Raw genomic sequence first — 1,818 nt, forward strand, 5'->3', positions numbered from 1 at the left:
AAATATTCCACCACTGACTTCGCAGAACCAAATGGTCGCTTGGCATAGACAATCCAATTTCTGGCAAACAGCTCCTCTCTAAGGGCTTTGTCAATCTCCAATTTTTTGCGCAGCTCTGCTACATACTTGGCTCTAAACACCTTGCCCATGGCTTTTACTGCAAACAAAAACTTACCATCTGCCCGCAAGTTTTGCCAATTACCCTTGGCATCCACACCTCCGCCTGGAATGATACAGTGTAGGTGTGGATGAAGTGATAAGTTTTGACCCCATGTATGGAGTATCGCAATCATGCCCATTTGCAAGCCCTTATTACTGCCGAAGGTTGACAAAGTCTGCCAAGCAGCCCTAAAAAGGGAATCATACACCTGCTTGGGTCTATGCAAAGCCAGTTCATTGAGCTCGGAGGGTAAAGTGAAGACGACGTGGAAATAGGGCACAGGCAGTAAATCGGCCTCCCGTGCCAGTATCCACTCTTCTCGCTTGTGGCCTTGACACTTGGGACAATGGCGATTGCGGCATGAGTTGTAGCTAATGCTGATATGACCACAGGCGTCACAAGCGTCCACATGGCCGCCCATCACCGATGTCCGACAATAATGTATGGCTCGTAAAGCGCGCAGTTGCCAACCGTTTAACCCCAAGTCTTCAATATCATCGCCCAGCCCCGTCAACACATCGGCTACTTCGTACTTGGGCTGCACTCCGAAAACAGCGTATCAAGAGGGCTGAAAACAGCTTTGCTCTGCAACTGCGCCACATGCAGGTACAACATCGTGGTTTCAATACTTTCATGTCCCAGAAAATTCTTCACACTGATTATATCCAGCCCATCTTCCAACAAATGAGTCGCACAGGTATGTCTGAGCGTATGCACTCGGACCGCCGACGCGGTGTACGTCCTTCAATATACCCGCTCGTTTGGCCGCCTCCTTTACTGCCCACTGTACCCCCGCTTCGGCGGTCCGATTTCTGGCTGTAACGAGAATCGAAATCACCGCCAGCGCGGTCAAAAATTGCAATGCCGCCAAACAAATATTCTTGCGGTTGCTCTGCCGAAATGTAACTCCTCAGACCACGAATAAGATGCTCTGACAGTGGCACATAACGATCTTTCTTCCCTTTGCCCTGCACTACTTTTAGTTGCCTACGGTCAAAGTCTAAATCGGCCAAACGTACACTCCGAACTTCCAAACAGCGCAGTCCGCAACCGTAAAGAAGACCCATTAGCACCTTATGTTTGAGTAAACTGCAAGCCGCTTCGGCGGTCCGATTTGAGCATAGCCCATACCTCCTGCTTGCTCAAAACAACGGGTAGTTTAGACGACTTTTTTATCTCGGGTAAATGAAGATAGCTATAAGGAAGCCCTTCGCTCTTTAAAAGAAATCGAAGACCATAAACGGTGTGTTTAAACGGGGGACACCTTGTCTAGGTTTGGGAGGGGGTTATGCTCCGTTGTTGAAGCATAAATAGGTACTCACGGTGCGCCGCTGCGATGTACCTGCTCTTGATCGAGTTCAGTGGGGATTTTGCCATAATGTAGCGCAATGGCTGCTACGTGCATCGAATAGTTCTTAAATGTGCTCGGGCTGCGGCCAAGTATCGAAATACTACGCTCAAAACGGCGGATTAATTCCTGAAAACCAGGCACTTCTCTAATGGCGCGATTGATGAGCGTATTTTCCCGTAGCTCATCAGAATTCTTTTTTTGTCATGATTAATTTTAAGTTTAAATTAGCCTTAAAATTAACCCTTTTGTCGAGATATAGCTACCGAAGGTTTTGTTCAACATCGGTTTTGCGTCAGGCGGGGTGACG

The 1,818-nt window shown here is 48.1% G+C and carries 2 protein-coding genes and 1 pseudogene; all 3 read right to left on the reverse strand.

The features are described from left to right. A partial coding sequence (locus tag AC23N5_RS31335) for an IS91 family transposase (protein WP_487758549.1) occupies positions 1-704 on the reverse strand: 704 nt, incomplete at its 3' end. Beyond that, a complete protein-coding gene (locus AC23N5_RS31340) occupies positions 683-877 on the reverse strand; it encodes a tyrosine-type recombinase/integrase (RefSeq protein WP_487758550.1) in 195 nt (64 codons plus the stop codon). The genes AC23N5_RS31340 and AC23N5_RS31335, both read right to left, overlap by 22 nt. Next, positions 820-1,254: pseudogene (locus AC23N5_RS31345) on the reverse strand (tyrosine-type recombinase/integrase); the annotation flags it as partial. The pseudogene AC23N5_RS31345 and the gene AC23N5_RS31340, both read right to left, overlap by 58 nt. Between the last annotated feature and the right edge of the window lie 564 nt (positions 1,255-1,818).

The sequence above is a fragment of the Runella sp. R5_40 genome (assembly GCF_057652295.1).